Origin of the sequence: Methylorubrum populi (genome assembly GCF_002355515.1) — a bacterium.
Lineage (GTDB): Bacteria > Pseudomonadota > Alphaproteobacteria > Rhizobiales > Beijerinckiaceae > Methylobacterium > Methylobacterium populi_A.
In genome coordinates this window covers 1,269,787-1,287,612 of sequence record NZ_AP014809.1, presented here as the reverse complement: position 1 = coordinate 1,287,612, position 17,826 = coordinate 1,269,787, and the positions used below count along the sequence as shown (strand labels likewise).

At 69.9% G+C, this 17,826-nt stretch carries 12 protein-coding genes; 2 read left to right on the top strand and 10 right to left on the bottom strand.

Annotated features, from left to right (window positions below):
• Positions 1-23: 23 nt before the first annotated feature.
• From MPPM_RS05975 to ptsP, 4 genes are all read right to left on the bottom strand, one after another.
• Complete coding sequence (locus tag MPPM_RS05975) at positions 24-1,529, bottom strand: carbohydrate porin (RefSeq protein ID WP_096484263.1); 1,506 nt, start codon at positions 1,527-1,529, stop codon at positions 24-26.
• Positions 1,530-1,689: 160 nt separating this feature from the next.
• Complete coding sequence (locus MPPM_RS05970) at positions 1,690-3,429, bottom strand: PTS fructose transporter subunit IIC (RefSeq protein ID WP_096484262.1); 1,740 nt, start codon at positions 3,427-3,429, stop codon at positions 1,690-1,692.
• Between the two features lie 255 nt (positions 3,430-3,684).
• A complete protein-coding gene (gene pfkB / locus MPPM_RS05965; RefSeq protein ID WP_096484261.1) occupies positions 3,685-4,632 on the bottom strand; it encodes a 1-phosphofructokinase in 948 nt (315 codons plus the stop codon).
• Positions 4,633-4,635: 3 nt separating this feature from the next.
• Positions 4,636-7,197, bottom strand: coding sequence for a phosphoenolpyruvate--protein phosphotransferase (ptsP, locus tag MPPM_RS05960; RefSeq protein ID WP_096484260.1), 2,562 nt, complete (start codon positions 7,195-7,197; stop codon positions 4,636-4,638).
• Positions 7,198-7,410: 213 nt separating this feature from the next.
• Between ptsP and MPPM_RS05955 the strand changes: the two genes are divergently transcribed.
• Complete coding sequence (locus tag MPPM_RS05955; RefSeq protein WP_096484259.1) at positions 7,411-8,394, top strand: LacI family DNA-binding transcriptional regulator; 984 nt, start codon at positions 7,411-7,413, stop codon at positions 8,392-8,394.
• 27 nt (positions 8,395-8,421) lie between these two features.
• Here the strand turns inward: MPPM_RS05955 and MPPM_RS05950 are convergent, their stop codons facing one another.
• From MPPM_RS05950 to MPPM_RS05925, 6 genes are all read right to left on the bottom strand, one after another.
• Positions 8,422-8,778, bottom strand: a complete 357-nt coding sequence (locus tag MPPM_RS05950; protein ID WP_096484258.1) for a BrnA antitoxin family protein — start codon at positions 8,776-8,778, stop codon at positions 8,422-8,424.
• On the bottom strand, positions 8,757-8,861 hold the full coding sequence (locus tag MPPM_RS28800) for a BrnT family toxin (protein WP_244573478.1): 105 nt from the start codon (positions 8,859-8,861) through the stop codon (positions 8,757-8,759). Before MPPM_RS28800 ends, MPPM_RS05950 begins: the two co-directional genes overlap by 22 nt.
• 257 nt (positions 8,862-9,118) lie before the next feature.
• A complete protein-coding gene (locus MPPM_RS05940; RefSeq protein ID WP_096484257.1) occupies positions 9,119-12,289 on the bottom strand; it encodes an efflux RND transporter permease subunit in 3,171 nt (1,056 codons plus the stop codon).
• A 95-nt stretch (positions 12,290-12,384) separates the two neighbouring features.
• On the bottom strand, positions 12,385-13,650 hold the full coding sequence (locus MPPM_RS05935) for an efflux RND transporter periplasmic adaptor subunit (protein ID WP_096484256.1): 1,266 nt from the start codon (positions 13,648-13,650) through the stop codon (positions 12,385-12,387).
• Between the two features lie 382 nt (positions 13,651-14,032).
• Positions 14,033-15,838, bottom strand: a complete 1,806-nt coding sequence (lepA, locus tag MPPM_RS05930) for a translation elongation factor 4 (protein ID WP_017486889.1) — start codon at positions 15,836-15,838, stop codon at positions 14,033-14,035.
• 150 nt (positions 15,839-15,988) lie between these two features.
• A complete protein-coding gene (locus MPPM_RS05925; RefSeq protein WP_096484255.1) occupies positions 15,989-16,786 on the bottom strand; it encodes a HugZ family pyridoxamine 5'-phosphate oxidase in 798 nt (265 codons plus the stop codon).
• Positions 16,787-17,093: 307 nt separating this feature from the next.
• Between MPPM_RS05925 and MPPM_RS05920 the strand changes: the two genes are divergently transcribed.
• Positions 17,094-17,807: a response regulator transcription factor gene (locus MPPM_RS05920; protein WP_003606011.1), complete on the top strand. Its 714-nt coding sequence runs from the start codon at positions 17,094-17,096 to the stop codon at positions 17,805-17,807.
• The last annotated feature ends 19 nt before the right edge of the window (positions 17,808-17,826 follow it).

Sequence of the window (17,826 nt, the reverse complement as noted above, 5' to 3'; positions counted from 1 at the left end):
GCGCCGCTTTTTGTTGGGCCGCGTCATGGGCTGCCCGGCCCCTTGGCGAGGCCGGCCAGGGTGAACAGGTCCACCGAGAGCTTGGCGCCGATGACGAAGGCGTCGGGGATGTTCTTCGGGTAGTACGGAAACCGGGTCTGGTCCGGGTTGACGATGTATTGCAGGTTCGGCGTCAGCCGGATCGCCGGCGTGACCTGCAGCCCGTAGTTCAGCTCCATCATGATCTGCTGCCTCGGGATCGCGCGGAACAGGCCCAGCGAGGCCTGCGCCGCCTCGATGTTGCCGAGGGCCAGCGGGCTGAACGCCTGGGTGTTGATGACGAAGCCCACCGTGTCGTAGGGCCGCCCGGCGAAGGTGCCGGTCTGCAGCGCGCCGATCTCCAGGAAGTAATCCTCGACCAGCCGGCCCCCGGTGCCGGCCATGGCGACGCCGAACAGGGTCAGGCCCTGGATGCCCTTCGGGTCGGGGCGCCAGACCATCTGGTCGAAGCGGGCGTAGATGCCCGAGCGACCGAAGCGGGTGGCGGGGGACAGCCCCGTCAGCACCGCCCGGCCGCCCGCCACGTCGCGCACCGGATCCGTGTAGTCGGAGCGGTCGATCCAGCCGCCGATACCGTAGTTCCGGGGCAGTTCGTCGTTGGCGAACGTCGTGGAGTAGCCGAGTTCGAACGGCACGATCGCGCCGGTTGCGCCCTTGGTCGAGAAGTCGAGGCCGTTGTCGCCGGGCTGCTGGTGCAGCGGGTTCACCTCGTAGGCGCCGACATGGAAGAACACCCGGTCGGTCAGCCACGCCTTGGCGTGCCCGCCCCAGCTCGCCACCGGCCAGAAGGTGAAGTTCGAGGTCTTGAACACGAAGGTCGGGTTGCCGCAGGCGGAGTTCGTCTGGAAGTTGCAGTAGATCGGCGAGTTGAGGAAGTTGATGTTCGCCACCAAGCGCCCGACTTCGATGTCGAGTCGGTTATCGAACAGCTTCTGCTGATAGGAGAGCAGCGTCAGCCGCGTGGTCTGGCCGCCCCCGAAGATCTCCTGCACACTCGTGTTGTTGCCGATGACGTCGTTGGCGAGGTTGCGGCCGTGGCGGTTGGTGACCGCGACGTGGAACGAGCCGCCCTCGATCCCGGCGAGCCGCTGCAGGTCGCCGTCGATGCCGAAGAAGAGCTGCCCGGCGTAGGCCGAGCCCTGGCGGATGCCGCCGATCGGGTTGGCCGCCGCCTGTCCCGTATAGTTCAGGAGGAACGACAGGCCGTTGCCGAGATCGAACGTCCCCGGCGGCAGGGCGGGGGGCGTCGCGGTCTGGCCGAGCACGTCGGCCGCCGCCGCGGCGCTGCCGTCATTGCCGAAGGGCCGGGGCGGCGGTGCCCGCCGCGCGATCCGGCGCAGGGCCGGGCGCCGGACGAGGGCGGGCGCCCCGTTCTCCGCCTGCGCGAGGCCCGGCGGCGCGGGTCGGTCCTGCGCTTCGGCCGGCGCCGCGCCGATCCCGAGCATCGTGCCGAGGCCGAGTGCGGCCCATGCTGCCTTCCCAGCGTTCATGTCATCCCCCCTCCGATGAGAATTTGGCTTTATCTTTCACGCTCATTCCCGGATGTAGCTCCGGTACTTATTTACTTAAAGTTGCAATTTTGGGCAGCGAACGGCTGCGTCCGCTGCTCGCGAGGTGGCCGCGCCGGTCGGTCCGGCGCGGTCCGGCCGCTCAGGCGGTCCGCTTCTTGAGGAGGCCGACTAGCAGTCCGGTCACGAGGGTGCCGACGGCGAGCGCGATCAGGGCGCCCGTCACGTTGGTGACGGCGTTGGGGATCGGCAGCACGAACAGGCCGCCATGGGGCACCTTGAGGGTGACGCCCGAGGTCAGGGCGATGGCGCCCGCGACCGCCGAGCCCGCGACCATGGAGGGGATCACCCGCAGCGGGTCGGCAGCGGCAAACGGGATCGCGCCCTCTGTGATGAAGGCGACCCCGAGCACGGCCGCCGCGCCGCCGGCCTCGCGCTCCGGCGCGGTGAAGCGGGACGGGAACAGGCGGGTGGCCAGCGCGATCCCGAGCGGGGGCGTCATGCCGCCGAGCATCACCGCTGCCATCGGCGCATCGACGCCCGAGGAGAGCAGTGCGGCGGCGGAGGCGTAGGCGGCCTTGTTGATCGGCCCGCCCATATCGACCGCCATCATCCCGCCGAGGACGAGGCCGAGCACCAGGGCGCTCGCCCCCTGCATGCCCTTGAGCCAGTCGGTGAGCGCGGCGAGCACGGCCGCCACCGGCACGCCGACGACGTAGACCATCAGCAGGCCGGTGATCGTGGTGGCCAGCAGCGGCAGGATCAGGACGGGTTTCAGGCCCTCCAGATTCTTGTGCAGCCGAATGTGCCGGTTGAGGAAGCGCGCGGTGTAGCCGGCGATGAAACCCGCCGCGATGCCCCCGAGAAAGCCCGCCTGGAGGTTCGCCGCCAGCATGCCGCCGATCATGCCCGGCGCGATGCCCGGCCGGTCGGCGATGGAATAGGCGATGTAGCCGGCCAGCGCCGGCACGATCAGGGCGAAGGCCGCCTTGGCGCCGATCTCGCCGAGCGCGTAGCCGAGCGTGCCGGCATTCTCCGGCTTCATCGCGTCGATGCCGCCGACGGCGAAGGCGAGCGCGATCAGCAGGCCGCCCGCCACCACGAAGGGCAGCATGAACGAGACGCCGGTCATCAGGTGCTTGTAGGCGCCGGCCTTCGTCTCGGCTGCCGCCGGGCGGGCGGGGCCGTCGGCCGTCGCCTCGGTGCCGCCGGCCGGCTGCATCTGCGCCTCGGCAAGCGCGGTGGCGATCAGGCCCTTGCCGTCGCGGATCGCCGCCTTGGTGTTGGTGGCGTAGACCCGTTTGCCGGCAAAGCGGGTGCGGTCGACCCCCGTATCAGCGGCGATGAGCACGATATCGGCCGCGGCGATCTCCGGCGCCGTCAGCGCGTCGCGGGCGCCGACCGATCCTTGCGTCTCGACGCGGACGTCGTGGCCCAGCGCCTGGGCCGCCGCCTGGATGCCTTCCGCCGCCATGAAGGTGTGGGCGATGCCGGTGGGGCAGGAGGTGATCGCCACGATTCTTTTGGGACCGGCTTTGTTGGGACCGGCCGCCGCGGAGGCGGCGGGGGAGGGGGCCTCCGCCCCGGCGCTCAGGCGGTCGAACACGGCGTTGACGTCGGTGAGCACGTCCTCGATCGCCGCGCGGGCCCGGTGCAGCGCCCCGAAGCGGCCCTCGCCGAGATCGCCTTCGCCGACGAGCAGCACGGCCCGCGCCTCGGCGATGGCCGCCTCGGGGAGCGGGTTGCTGCTCGTGCCCTTGCCGCGGAGTTCGAGGGCGATGGGGGTGTTTCGCCGCCCGGCCGCCCTGCGCAGGGCCTCGGCGGCGAGGACGGCGTGGGTGGAAAGGTCTCCGCCTCCCACCACGGCCAGAAGCTGTGCCATGGGTTTCCTCCTCGGATTCTTTTTCGATCTGCCTGCTGCCGCCGCACCTCCCTCTCCCCTCCGGATGTCGGGCTTGCCCGATATCCGGCTCCCTTGTCCGAGTCGGGTAAGCCCGACTCGGATGGGAAGAGGGTGGCCCCCGAAGGGGGGCGGGTGAGGGGCTGGCTCCGCACCGTCCGGAAGCGTCGCTCCCCTCTCCCGCCTCGCATCCGCGAGGCACCCTCCCCCGCAGAGGGGGGAGGATTTTTCACTCGCTCAGCCGAGTCGCTCGAGCTGAATCTCGGCGGCGAGCGCCTCCACCTCCGCCCGCGGCGGCAGGTTCGCTCCCGTGCGGCTGAGCTTGCCCGCGGCGAAGGCCAGCGCCCGGCGGGCGAGATCGGGCAGGGCCAGGCGATCGTGCAGCCCGGCGACGAGGCCGGCGACGAGGGCATCGCCCGCGCCGACCGTGCTCGCCACCCGCGTCGGCGGCGGCAGCGCACGCAGCGCGCCCTCCGACGAGACGAACAGGGCGCCCTCGGCCCCGAGCGAGACGCAGACCAGGGGGATTCCGCCGCGCTGGAGCTCTCCCGCCGCTGCCAGCACATCGGGAATCGTGGGAAGCGGGCGCCCGGCCCATTCCTCCAGCTCATGCCGGTTCGGCTTGATCGCGTCGGGCAGGCTGTCGCGCCCGGCCGCGAGGGCGGCGGCGAGCGGCGGCCCGGAGGCGTCGAGGACGACGCGGGCGCCGCGCCGCTTCAGCTCGGCGGTGAGCCGGGCATAGGTGTCGGCGGGCGCCGAGCGCGGCAGGCTGCCGGCGAGCACCGCGAGGCTGCCGGGGGCGGTGAGATCGTTCAGCACCGCGCGCACCGCCTCGACGGTGGAGGGGCCGAATTCGAGCCCCGGCAGGTTGATGTCGGTGGTCTCGCCGCTGCCCGCATCGAGGAGCTTGAGGTTGGTGCGCGTCTCGCCGGGGATCCAGACGAAGCGGTCGTCGATCCCCTTGGCCGCGAGGAGCTGCGCGAAGGGCGCCGCGTTGTCCTGGCCGAGCACGCCGGTGGCGGCGATCGACAGCCCCCAATCGGCCAGGCAGCAGGCGACGTTGACGCCCTTGCCGCCGGCATCCGACCAGACCGAGCGGGCGCGGTGGACGCTGCCGGGGGTCAGCGCGTCGAGGGTGACGGTCTGGTCGATCGCCGGGTTGAGGGTGAGGGTGACGAGGCGCATCGCTCAGGCTCCGGTCGCGGCTTCGTCGAGGGCGCGCACCGAAGCCGCGTCCTCCTGGGCGCAGGCCTGCGCCGCGAGCGCCTTCAGTTCGGCCATGTCGCAGGCCCGCAGCCGCGCCTTCACGCCGGGCAGGTCACGGGGCGTCATCGACAATTCGTGCACGCCGAGCCCCGCCAGCAGGGAGGCGCCGAACGGATCGCCCGCGATGCCGCCGCAGACGCCGACGAAGCGCCCGTGCCGGGCGGCGCCCTCACAGGTGAGGCGGATCAGCCGCAGCACCGCCGGGTGGAGCGAGTCGGCCTCCGGAGCGAGGTCGGTGTTCTGGCGGTCGATGGCGAGCGTGTACTGGGTGAGGTCGTTGGTGCCGATCGAGAAGAAGTCGCAGTGCCGGGCGAGCACGTCGGCCTGGATCGCGGCGGCGGGCACCTCGATCATGATGCCGAGCGGCACCTCCGGCGCGCCGATCTCTTCCCGGATCCCCTCGCAGATCTCACGGAGCCGCAGCACCTCGGGGACCGAGGTAATCATCGGCATCATGATCGAGAGCGGCGCGTCCTTGCCCCGCGGCGCGTCGGCCGGCACGTGGTCCTTGGCGGCGCGGTAGAGGGCGCGCAGCTGCGGCTCCATCAGATCGGGCCGGCGCAGCAGCAGGCGGGCGCCGCGCACGCCGAGGAAGGGGTTCTCCTCTTTCGGCAGGTGGAGATGGGCGACCTGCTTGTCGCCGCCGATATCGAGGGTGCGCACGATGAGCGGACGGCCGGCGAGCGCCCTCAGCATCGCCGAATAGGTCACGTACTGGTCGTCCTCGGACGGGGTATCGCCCCGCTCCAGGAACAGGAACTCGGTGCGCATCAGGCCGACGCCCTCCGCGCCCTGATCCAGAGCCAGCGGCACCTGCTCCGGGTTGTTGACGTTGGCGCCGATGGCGATGCGGTGACCGTCACGGGTCTGCGCCGGCATCGCCCGCTCCCGCGCCTCGGCCTCGGCCTGCTCGCGCTGGCGTGCCTGCCACGCGCTCGCCGAGGCGATGTCGGCCTCGCTCGGGTCGAGGTAGAGACGGCCGGTGGTGCCGTCGAGGATGGCGAGCGTGTGGTTGGCGAGCGCCAGCAGGGCCGGCCCGCCCGCGACCATGGCCGGAATGCCCAGCGTCCGCGCCAGGATCGCGGTGTGCGAGGTCGGCCCGCCCTGCGCAGTGGCGAGCCCGATGACGCGGGCGGGGTCGAGGCCGGCGGTGTCGGAGGGGGCGAGGTCGGGCGCGATCAGGATGCAGGGCACGTCCGGCAGGTCGTGGCCGCTCTTCAGCGCCGGATCGATCTGCGCCAGAACCCGGCGGCCGACATCGCGCAGGTCGGCGGCGCGGGCGGCGAGCACCGGGTTGCCGAGCGCCGAGAGCTGGCCCGCCATCCGCTCCACCGCCGCGTTCCAGGCGAAGGCCACGCCGTGGCCCTCGACCATGAGCTGGCAGGCCAGGGTGATCAGGTCGGTGTCGGCGATCAGCTCGCCCTGCGCCCGGAAGATGCCGGCATCGGCCTTGCCGAGGCGCCGCTCAGTGTCGTCGGCCAGCGCCTTGAGCTGGCCGCCCGTGGTCGCGAGCGCCCGGTGCAGCCGGTCGGCGCCGGAGGTGAGCGGCTCGGGCTCGTCGGGCACCGCGATCTCGGCCGCCGCCAGCACGTGGATCGGGCCGATGGCGAGGCCGGGGCTGGCGCCGATGCCGGCCATCACCCGCGGCGCGTCCGTGGGGTTCCAGCCGGCCACCGGGGCGGCCGCCTTGGCCGCGGCCTCCGCCGCGCGCTGGGCGGCGGCCTTCTCGCCGGCGCTCAAGCCTGTCACCGCGGCGCAGATCTTGGCCAGCGCCCCGGCCTCGTCGTCGCCCTCAGCCGAGATCGTCACCTCGTCGCCGCAGCGCAGGCCGAGCTGCAGCAGCGCGATCAGGTTCTTGGCATCCGCCACCGCATCGCCGTGGCGTACCTGGATGCGGGCCGGCAGCGCGCGGGCGGTCTCGACCCAGTGCGCGGCGGGGCGCGCATGCAGGCCGGTCGGGTAATCAACGGTCCAGTCGAAGCGCTGGCGCAGGTCGGTGGCGGGGCCAGCCGCGGCCGGCGCGGCGGCATCCTCGGTCAGCGCCGCGGCGATGTCCGCCTCGCTGCCCGTGGTGCGGAGCTGTTCGAGGCGCGCCTCGTCCTGGATCAGGCGGGTGAGGCGGCGCAGGACGGTGATGTGCGTGTCCGACTGCGCGGCGATGGCGACCACGAGATGCGCGGTCTGGCCGTCGTGCCATTCGAGGCCGCCGGGGATCTGCATCACGGCGAGCCCGCTCTCGCGCACCAGATGCCGGTCGTCGACCATGCCGTGCGGAATCACGACGCCGTGGCCGAGATAGGTGTTCGCCACCCCCTCCCGGCGTAGCATGCTCTCGCCGTAGGCGCCGTCGATGCAGCCGGCGGCGGTGAGCAGCCCGGCGGCCTCGCGGATCGCGGCCTCCTTGCTCGCGGGCGCGGCGCCGAGGCGGACCAGCAGCCGCGGTCCGGTGCGTTGGGGCGAAAATGTCGGCGTCAGCGCGAGCATGGCGTGCTCTCCTCGACCTAGGGGGCGCCCCGGCTTGTTCGGCCGGGTGCGGCGGTCGTCTTCGGCCTTCCGGCCCGACCTGTTGTTTCCAATGAAAACGTTTTCACAACATGTGTCAAGCAGCGACCTGCAACAAAGTGCAAGCCGAGCGCTTGCGACCCCGCGTGCAGAGTGGCAGAACCGTTTCATGTCGATGAAAACGTTTCCTGCCCGATGAGCGTCGGAATCCGCGACGTGGCCCGCGTGGCGGGGGTCTCGACGGCGACGGTGTCGCGGGCGCTCGGGCGCGGGCCGGTGAGCGATGCCGTGCGCGAGCAGGTCGAGGCGGCGGTGCGCGCCACCGGCTACCGGCCGAACCTCTCGGCCCGGCGCCTGCGCTCGAAGGCGGCGCAGACCATCGGCCTGATCGTGGCCGATATCCGCAACCCGTTCTTCACGGCGGTGAGCCGGGCGGTGGAGGATGCCGCCTACGCCGCCGGGATGCGGGTGATCCTGTGCAACACCGACGAGGATCCGGCCCGCGAGGCAATGTATCTCCGTCTGATGGAGGAGGAGCGCGTCACCGGGGTGATCTTCGCCCCCACCAAGGTGACGGCGGACGGGCTTAGGGCCGACAGCCTGTCCTTTCCGACGGTGTTCATCGACCGCTCGGGGCTGCCCGGCGCCCATGACAGCGTGGTACTCGACAATGCCTCCGCTGCCGCGTCCCTGGTCGATCACCTCGTTGCCCAAGGCTTCAAGCGGATCGGCGGCCTGTTCGGCTCCACCAGTTCGACCGCGCGGGAGCGTCAGGCCGGCTACGCGGCGGCCATGGCCCGCTACGACCTCGTACCGCTCGCCCGCTCCGTGGCACCGAACGCGATCGCGGCGGAAACGGAAGCCGCGCGCTGGCTGTCACAGCCCGACCGGCCCGAGGCGCTGATCCTCTCGAACGGCCTGATGCTGATGGGGGCGGTGCGGGCGGCGCGCACCCTGTCGCTCGCCGTGCCGAAGGATCTCGCGCTCGCGGGGTTCGACAACGAGCCCTGGACCGATCTGGTCGAGCCCGGCCTCACGGTGATCGAGCAGCCGGTGGCCGAGATCGGCACCCAGGCGATGCGCCTGCTGTTCGAGCGGATCGAGCATCCGGCCCAGCCGGTGCGCAAGGTGACGCTCAGCGGGCGGACGGTGCTGCGGGGCTCGACGCGGCGGGGGTGAGGAGCCTTTTCCGTTGATGGCGGCTCGCTAACCGGCTTTCGTCTTGCCGCCAAACCGAGCTTTCGGGCTCGATTCCTTGCCGGCGTCGCTCGACCGAGCCCTCGGCGCCGCGCGAAGCTCCTGCGCACCTCGGCTCAGGCACTCGTTCATGCGGGTCTGCCAGCCGTCGCCCGTGGCCTTGTAGGTCTCGACCACATCGGCATCGAGGCGGATCGTCACCGGTACCTTGGGCGTCTGCACCTTCGGGCGCCCGCGCCGCACGGACGTGACCGCCTCGAATTGCTGCGGGTTCAGAACCTCGCGGGCCGGGCGCATCTCGGCAAGCTGCGCTTCGGTCAGCTCGGGTGCATCGTCGTCCGCCATCACGGATGCCTTGCGAGCCATAGGCTGCGCTCCTGTTTTGCCGCCTTGCGCAGAGAGATGACGCGAAAGCCATCCTCGGTCAGCGAGAAGACGAGAAAGACCACCTCGCGGCCGATCTTGCCGAGCGTCTGGAATCGCGGCTCCGGATAGGCTCGCGGTCATCCTCGCGCACGAGCTCCGTGTCGAAGTCGAACCGTTCCGCCATGGTGAAGGGCACGCCGCGCTCTTGGCGGTTCCATTCACTTTTGGCGGGATCGAAGGTGATCGGCACGCGATTTTTGTACGTACATCAAAGCGGCGGCGCAAGCGCTTCGATGGAATGAAGGCCCAGCCTTGCCGGGCCTCGGTTTCGCTCCGCCCCTCAATGCGCCCCGGCGGGCGAATGTGCCTGCGCCGCCGCGACCCGGTCCGAGGCTTCCGAATGCACGGCGGGCTTTCGGCGCGAGAAGGTCAGGATCAGCACCGGCAGCACCAGCAGGATCAGCAGGGGCGCCAGCGCCATGCCGCCCACCACCACCAGCGCCAGAGGCTTCTGCACCTGCGAGCCGACGCCGGTGGAGAAGGCCGCAGGCAGCAGGCCGACGCCGGCCACCACGCAGGTCATCACCACCGGGCGCATCTGCGTGTAGCAGGTGCGCAGCATCGCCGGGACGCGCTCGACGCCCGCGGCCAGCAGGCCGTTGTAGGAGGAGAGCACGATGATGCCGTCCATCACGGCGATGCCGAGCAGCGCGATGAAGCCGATCGCCGCCGAGACGCTGAACGAGGTGCCGGTGAGCGACAGCGCCAGGATGCCGCCGGCCATCGCCATCGGGATCACGCTGAGCGCCAGAGCCGAGTCGACCACGGACGAGAAATTCATGAACAGCAGGATGGCGATGATGCCGATCGCGATCGGCACGGTCACGGAGAGGCGGGCGATCGCGCCCTTCATGTTGTTGAACTCGCCCACCAGCTCCAGCCGGTAGCCCGGCGGCAGCTTCACCTCGTTGGCCACGCGCGTGCGCGCCTCCTCGATGGTGCTGCCGAGATCGCGCCCGCGCACCGAGAACTTCACCGGCAGGTAGCGCTCCTGGGCCTCGCGGTAGATGTAGGCCGGGCCGGAGACGAGCTCGACCCGCGCCACTGCGCTCAGGGGGAACTGCACCGGCGCGCCGTTGGCCGGGCTCTGGCCGGCGATGCGCAGGTTGGCGATCGCCTCGATGCTCTGGCGGAACTGCGGCTGCAGCCGCACCATGATCGGGTAGTGCCGCTCGGAGCCGGGATCGTAGAGGTCGCCGGCCGAGTCGCCGCCGATGGCGGTGCGCACCGTGGTGTTGATGTCGCCGGGCGTCAGGCCGTAGCGGGCGGCGCGGACCCGGTCCACGTCGATCTCGATCGTCGGCTGGCCGAGCGACTGGAACACCGCCAGATCCTCGACGCCGTGGATCGTCGCGAGAACCCGCTGCACCTGCTTGGCCGTGTCGGTGAGGGTCTGCAGGTCGGGCCCGAAGATCTTGAACGAGTTCTCGCCCTTGATGCCGGAGACCGCCTCGGCGACGTTGTCCTGAAGGTACTGCGACAGGTTGAAGTCGACGCCGGGGAAGGCCGCCTGGAGCTTGTGCAGCATCTCTTCGGTGAGCGCCTCCTTGTCCATGCCGGGGCGCCACTGGTCGAGCGGCTTCATCGGCGCGAAGAACTCGGCGTTGAAGAAGCCCGCCGCGTCGGTGCCGTCGTCCGGGCGCCCGTGCTGCGAGACCACGCGCTCGACCTCCGGAATCTGAGCGATGATCTTGCGCATCTCGTTGACGTAGCCGTTGCTCTCCCTGAGCGAGATCGTCGCCGGCATGGTGGCGCGGACCCAGAGATTGCCCTCCTCGAGCTTGGGCAGGAATTCCGAACCGAGATTGCGCGCGGCCAGGCCGACGCCGACGGCGATCAGCGCGACGCAGGCCACCGTGACGAGCCGGGCGCCGAGCGCGGCGCGCACCGCCGGGCGGTAGAGCCGGTCGAGGACACGGACGAGGATCGTCTCCTTCTCCTCGATATGAGCCGGCAGCAGATAGGCCGCGAGCGCGGGCGTGACCGTGAAGGTGGCGATCAATCCGCCGAGCAGGGCGTAGGCGTAGGTCGTCGCCATCGGCCCGAAGATGTGGCCCTCGACGCCGGTGAGGGTGAAGAGCGGCAGGAAGCCGGTGACGATGATCGCCGCGGCGAAGAAGATCGAGCGGCTGACGTCGCCCGCAGCGAGCGCGATGCGCCCCGATTTCGCGTCGAGCCCCGGCGGTGGGTAGCCGGGGATGCCGTGGCCGGACAGGCGCCGGAAGATCGCCTCGACCATGATGACGGTGCCGTCGACGATGAGGCCGAAATCCAGCGCGCCGACCGAGAGGAGGTTGGCGGACTCGTCGCGCGCCACGAGGATGACGACGGCGAAGAACAGGGCGAAGGGGATCGTCGCCACGACGATGAGGGCCGAGCGCAGGTTGCCGAGGAACAGCCACTGGATCACGAGGATCAGCAGGATGCCGACCACCATGTTGTGCAGCACGGTGTGGGTCGTCACCGCGATCAAGTCGGCGCGGTCGTAGATGCGCTCGATCTTCACGCCGGGCGGCAGGATACCGGCGGCCTCGATCTTGGCGACCTCCGCCTTCACCGCCTCGATCGACGGCGTGCTCTTCTCGCCGCGGCGCATCAGGACGATGCCCTGGACGATGTCGTCCTCGTCGTTCATGCCGGCGATGCCGAGCCGGGGCTGATGGCCGATGGTGACGGTGGCGATGTCCTTCACCAGCACCGGGGCACCACCGACTTGGGTCAGCACCGTGCCGTTGATGTCGTCCACGTCGCGGATCAGGCCGACCGCGCGCACCACCGCCGACTGGCCGCCGATGGCGACGCGGTTGCCGCCGACATTGAGGTTGCTGTCGTTGAGGGTCTTGACCACGTTCGACAGGGTCAGGCCGTAGGCCATCAGACGGTCGAGATCGACCGACAGCTCGATGGTCTTGGTCTTGCCGCCCCAGCCGATGGCGTCGATCACGCCCGGCACCGCGCGGAAGCGCTTCTTCAGCACCCATTCCTGCAGCGTGCGCAGGTCGAGCACACTGTAGCCCGGAGGGGCCGTGAGCTTGTAGCGGAAGATCTCGCCGATCGGGCTGATCGGCGAGATGGTGGGCTTGGCCCCGGCCGGCAGCGGATCGAGCTGCTGCAGGCGGTTCAGGACCTGCTGCTCGGCCTGGAGGTAGTCGAACTCGAAGCCGAATTGCAGCTTCACGTCGGACAGGCCGTAGAGCGAGATCGTGCGCACCTGTCTCAGGTTCGGCATGCCCGAGGTGATGCGCTCGATCGGGATCGTGACGTAGCGCTCGATCTCCTCGGCCGAGAGGCCGTCGGTCTGGGTCACGACATCGACCATCGGCGGGGTCGGGTCGGGATAGGCCTCGATGTTGAGGTTCTGGAAGGCGGCCAGCCCGCCGACCACGAACAGCACGAAGGCGAGGATGACGAGGGGCCGTTGCCGGAGCGCGAGCGCGACGATGCCGTTCATGGGGTCGATTCCAACCTCGCGCCGTTACGGCGCGGCCGGGGACGGCCCCGGCTCGGAAGATCTTTGTGTTCGCGGAAAACGGCCGGCTGCCGGTCTCAGCCCGGCTGCTCGGTCATGCCGTCGATGAACAGGGCGCCCTTGGAGATCACCCGCTCGCCGACGGAGAGACCGTCCGTGATCTCGATGTTGTTGCCGTCGAGGAAGCCGGTCTTGACCGGGCGGCTCTCCACGGCATTGCCGGCGCCGAGCACCCAGACCCGCGCCTTGTCGCCCTCGAAGATCACCGCCTGCCGCGGCACGGCGCGGGAGACGGTCTCGCGCTCGTTGATGATGTGGACGCTGGCATACATCTCGGGCTTCAGCAGGCCCTTGGGATTGTCGACCTCGGCCCGCACGATGATGCGGCGGGTAGCGGGATCGACCGAGGCGCCGATATAGTTGATCCGGCTCTCGAAGTTCTGGTTCGGATAGGCGAGGGTTCTGAAGCGGATGCGCTCACCGAGGTCGACCTTGGCCGCATCGGTCTCGCGCAGCTGCGCGACGATCCAGACCCGGCCGAGATCGCCGATGACGTAGGAGGGGTCGGAGCCGCCGGTGTTGATGTACTGGCCCGGGCCGATCTTGCGCTGGATCACGGTGCCGGAGAGCGGCGCGTAGATCGTCGTTTCGGGGTTGATCGCGCCCTTGGTCTGGAGGGCCTTCATGTCGTCGTCCGCAAGCCCGAGGATCCGCAGACGGTTGCGCACCGCCTCGAGGCCGACCTCCGCCGTCTTGGCATCGTTCTGCGCGGTGGCGAGGTCGTTCTGCGCCGTCTGCAATTCCTTCAGCGTGGTGACGCGGGAATCGTAGAGATCGTGCAGGCGCTTCTCGGTGTTGGTGGCGTAGGAGAGCTGCGAGCGCGACTTGTTGAGCACGTTCAGCGCCGCCAGGAAGTCGTTCTGCGCCTGGACCATCTCGTTGGCCTGGAGCGAGAACAGCTTGTCGCCCTGCTTCACCTGTTCGCCGGAGCGGGCGAAGATGGTGATGACCCGGCCCGCATAGGGTGAGAACACGGGCGTCGCGCGGTACTCGTCGACGCTGATCTTCCCCTCGGTGGCGATGTCCTCGTAGAACAGGCGCTGCTCGACCGGCACGGTGGTCACGGTGGCCAGCTGGCTGTCGGTGAGCACGAAGCGCCCCGGTCCCGTGCCCGGCGCCGCGGCGCTCACTGCGGCCGGCGTCGGCACCGCGGCATCGACCTCCTTGGGCCGCCCGTACCATACGGCCGCGGCCGCTCCCGCCCCCAGCACGCAGGCGACGAGCAGCTGCGTCCGCAGCCGCATCGTCCGCGGCGTCAGGTTTTCCTCGTGCGCCCCGCCCATCGTCGTCCGATCCCGCTTCGACCCAGCGCCTCGATTTCACGACGGGCGCGCCGCGCGCCGGTTGATTCGGCGTGTCGCTTGCGCGCAACCGAAGCTCCCGAATTGCGCCGTTACCGTGGCGGCTTGACGGGGGTATGACGGGATCGGTTTCTTACAAATGAAACTGAGCCCGTCCCGCGAAAGGCTGGGAGGGAATTTCTTCACGCATGGTTCGTGACGGCTTTCACGGCGGCCCGCCGGCGAGCCGCGTCGGGGGCAGCCGCCTCGGCCTTTCCGTCGCTCTCTTCGTCAACGCGGGCGCGGACGAAGCGATCCGGTGATGCGGCCTTCCCCGATGAGTGGGCCCCCTGCGCCGCGCGTCTTCGCGGTCGGGCCGGGGCCGTCAATCGTCCATCTTCAGCGCGGCGATGAACGCCTCCTGCGGGATCTCGACGCGGCCGAACTGGCGCATGCGCTTCTTGCCCTCCTTCTGCTTGTCGAGGAGCTTGCGCTTGCGCGAGATGTCGCCGCCGTAGCACTTGGCGGTCACGTCCTTGGACAGGGCTCGGATGGTCTCGCGGGCGATGATCTTGCCGCCGATCGCCGCCTGGACCGGGATCTGGAACAGGTGGCGCGGGATCAGGTCCTTCAGCTTCTCGCACATCGCCCGGCCGCGCGACTCGGCGCGGGTGCGGTGGACGAGCATGGACAGCGCATCGACCGGCTCGGCGTTGACGAGGATCGACATCTTCACGAGGTCGCCCTCGCGGTAGTCCGAGACGTGGTAGTCGAAGCTGGCGTAGCCCTTCGAGATCGACTTCAGGCGGTCGTAGAAATCGAACACGACTTCGTTGAGCGGAAGGTCGTAGACGACCATGGCCCGCTTGCCGACGTAGTTGAGGTCGATCTGGATGCCGCGCCGGTCCTGGCACAGCTTCAGCACGCCGCCGAGATACTCGTCGGGCGTCAGGATCGTAGCGCGGATCCACGGCTCCTCGACCGTCTCGATCTTCATCGGATCGGGCATGTCGGCCGGGTTGTGCAGCTCCTTGAGCTCGCCGTCGCGCATCATCAGCCGGTAGACGACCGACGGCGCGGTCGAGATCAGGTCGAGGTTGAACTCGCGCTCCAGGCGCTCCTGGATGATCTCGAGGTGGAGAAGTCCCAAGAAACCGCAGCGGAAGCCGAAGCCCAGCGCCGCGCTCGTCTCCATCTCGTAGGAGAAGCTGGCGTCGTTCAGGCGCAGCTTGCCCATGGCGCCGCGCAGATTCTCGAAGTCGGCGGCATCCACGGGGAACAGGCCGCAGAACACCACCGCCTGGACTTCCTTGAAGCCCGGCAGCATCTGCGTCGTCTGGCGCTTGTCCTCGGTGATGGTGTCGCCGACGCGGGTGTCGGCGACCTCCTTGATCGAGCCGGTGAAGAAGCCGACTTCACCCGGCCCGAGTTCGCCGATATCGGCCATCTTCGGGCGGAACACGCCGATGCGGTCGACGCCGTAGGCGGCATCCGCCCCCATCATGCGGATGGTCATGCCCTTCTTCAGCACGCCGTCGACGATGCGCACCAGCACGACGACGCCGAGATAGACGTCGTACCAGGAGTCGACGAGGAGCGCCTTGAGCGGCGCGTCGCGGTCGCCCTTGGGCGGCGGCAGGCGCTTGACGATAGCTTCCAGCACCGCCTCGATATTGAGGCCGGTCTTGGCCGAGATCGGCACCGCCTCGGAGGCGTCGAGGCCGATCACCTCCTCGATCTGCTCCTTCACCCGGTCGGGCTCGGCCGCCGGAAGATCGACCTTGTTGAGGACGGGCACGATCTCGTGGTTGGCGTCGAGCGCCTGGTAGACGTTGGCGAGTGTCTGCGCCTCGACGCCCTGGGAGGCATCGACGACGAGGAGGGAGCCCTCGCAGGCCGCGAGGCTCCGAGACACCTCGTAGGCGAAGTCGACGTGACCGGGCGTGTCCATCAGGTTGAGGACGTAGTCCTGGCCGTCCTCCGCCTTATATTCGAGGCGGACGGTGTTGGCCTTGATGGTGATGCCGCGCTCGCGCTCGATGTCCATCGAGTCGAGCATCTGCTCGCTCATGTCGCGAAGCGCCACGGTGCCGGTCTGCTGGATCAGCCGGTCGGCGAGCGTCGACTTGCCGTGGTCGATATGCGCAACGATGGAGAAGTTGCGGATGTTGTCGATGGTGCGCGTGGTCATCAGGGTCTCCGGCACGGCGAACCCGTTGCGGGCTGGCGCGGCGCACGGCAGGTCTGTCGGGATTGGCCGGGGCGGGAATAGCAGCGGCGGGCACGCGCGCCAAGGCGGGAGGAAGCCGCGGGTCGTGCGGCCCCCGCCGGAACCGGTGCTTCAGGCCTCCGGATGAGGTGCGGAACCGGCCCGCGCCGCGGCGGCCATCGCCACCAGGGTCTTGCGCAAGCTCCCCATGTCGCGCACCGGCTCGGGATAGGGCACCCGCGCCGTGCGCTCGCCGGCCATCAGGTCGAGACCCTCCGGGTCGAGCCCGGTGAGCCGCCAGCCGGTGCCGGCCTCGCCCGCGCCCGCGGCGTAGAGGGCGAGCGCGTCGGCATGATCCGCGTTCATGTGCTCGACGGCGCCGCGCTCGCCCGCCACCACCGCCTCGGCCCCGGCCATGTCGAGGATGAGTTCCTGCGGCGTCAAAGTGGCCGCCTTGGCGAAGCCCCCGTTGAGGTGGCCCGCGAGGGGCGCGAGGGTGAAGAAGCCGAAATCGGGGAAGTCGGCGTAGAGCTTGGCCTTCGGGTGCCGCGCCAGGAAGCGTTCGCGGACCCGCTTCTCGTCCGTGCGCGTGGCGCGCCCCGTCACGGTCAGGCGCGGATGGGCCAGCGGGTCGCCCTTGCCGCCCACCGAGAACAACAGCGAGGCGCGCGGGTCCTTGTCGAGATTGCGCGTATGCGCGGAGAGCCGCGACATCAGCATCAGGGGCGTGCCGTCGACGTCCGTGGCGATGGTGACCAGGGAGGCGAAGGGCGTGCCGTCGGTCGCGTCGATCGTGGCGAGCGCCCCCGAGCGCACGCTGCGCAGCAGGTGCCGGGCGAGCCCGATCGCGTCGAAGGGCGCCTCGGATGCGGGCAGAGGTTCGGCCGGTCCGCGCCGTTCCTGCACGGGCGGCGTCGCGTCGTTGGCCATGGAAACCGTTCTCCCGAAATTTCGGGAACGAGCATAGCGCGGTGCAGGGTGCGCGCAGAAGAGCCGACGGCGAGGCCGGGCGCGGCGCGTTGTCCGCCCTATTTTTTGTCTTGGGGTCCCTTCGCCGAGCCGGCCGATACGGCCAAGCTTAGACTGCCGCTCGCTTTTTTCGAACGATGGTCGTAAAGGACGAGACCCGCCGCGACGGAGGGCGGCCCCGGTTTGCGGCGGCCGTTCACCCCCGTTGCGGGCCCGCCAAGGACGCGCCCGGGGCGGCGCGCGCGCCGCGTCAAGTCAGGGAAACTGCATGCCCACGATCGCCCTCGTCGACGACGACCGCAACATCCTGACCTCCGTCTCGATCGCGCTGGAGACCGAGGGCTACCGCATCCAGACCTACACCGACGGCGCCTCGGCGCTCGACGGCCTGCGTCACTCCCCGCCCGATCTCGCCATCTTCGACATCAAGATGCCGCGCATGGACGGAATGGAGCTTCTCAGACGCCTGCGGCAGAAATCGGACCTTCCCGTGATCTTCCTCACCTCGAAGGACGAGGAGATCGACGAATTGTTCGGCCTCAAGATGGGCGCCGACGACTTCATCCATAAGCCGTTCTCGCAGCGCCTGCTGGTCGAGCGGGTCAAGGCGGTGCTGCGCCGCTTCGCTCCGAAGGACGCCACCCCCGGCGCCGCGGCCCGCGAGGCCGACGCCGCCGCCCGTTCGCTCGAGCGCGGCCAGCTGATGATGGATCCCGAGCGCCATACCTGCACCTGGAAGGGCGAGCCGGTGACGCTCACCGTCACCGAGTTCCTGATCCTCCAGGCGCTGGCCCAGCGCCCCGGCGTCGTGAAGAGCCGCAACGCCCTGATGGACGCGGCCTACGACGATCAGGTCTATGTCGACGACCGCACCATCGACAGCCACATCAAGCGGCTGCGCAAGAAGTTCAAGGTGACGGACCAGAGCTTCGACATGATCGAGACGCTCTACGGCGTCGGCTACCGGTTCAAGGAGGGTTGAGACGATTTCCGGGAGATCC